The sequence below is a fragment of the Paracraurococcus lichenis genome (genome assembly GCF_030657435.1).
Lineage (GTDB): Bacteria > Pseudomonadota > Alphaproteobacteria > Acetobacterales > Acetobacteraceae > Paracraurococcus > Paracraurococcus lichenis.
Genome location: NZ_JAUTWS010000532.1, coordinates 1 through 365 on the forward strand (window position 1 = coordinate 1; position 365 = coordinate 365).

General features: G+C 69.9%; 1 protein-coding gene. It reads right to left on the minus strand.

Going from position 1 to position 365, the window contains the following annotated elements:
* The coding region (locus tag Q7A36_RS41125) for an IS66 family transposase (RefSeq protein ID WP_305109529.1) at positions 1-365 on the minus strand (365 nt) is incomplete at both ends.

Genomic DNA, 365 nt, shown 5'->3' on the forward strand with positions numbered 1-365 from the left:
TGTCGGCGTGGTGGAACACCCAGGTCCAGAAGGTCTTCTTGCCAACCCGCACGCTGGTCTCGTCGGAGGCCAGCACCGTGCTGGCCAACAGCCGCTGCTTGATCAGGCCGGTCTGCACCGCGAAGGCTGGCGCGCTGTCCTGCAGCATATTGGCCAGCGCCCCCTCGCTGATCTCCAGCCCGAACAGGTCACGTAACAGCCGCGCCAGGCGCTCGAACGGAATGGCCTGGCCAAAGCGCAGGTAGAGCACGAAGGCGCGCAGGTTGGGGCCGAACGGCGAGCCCGGCTCCAACCCGGCCGGCGCGGCTGCCTTGAAGCGCCCGGCGCAGCAGGGGCAGACGCCGCCGTGCAGGACCACCCGCGTC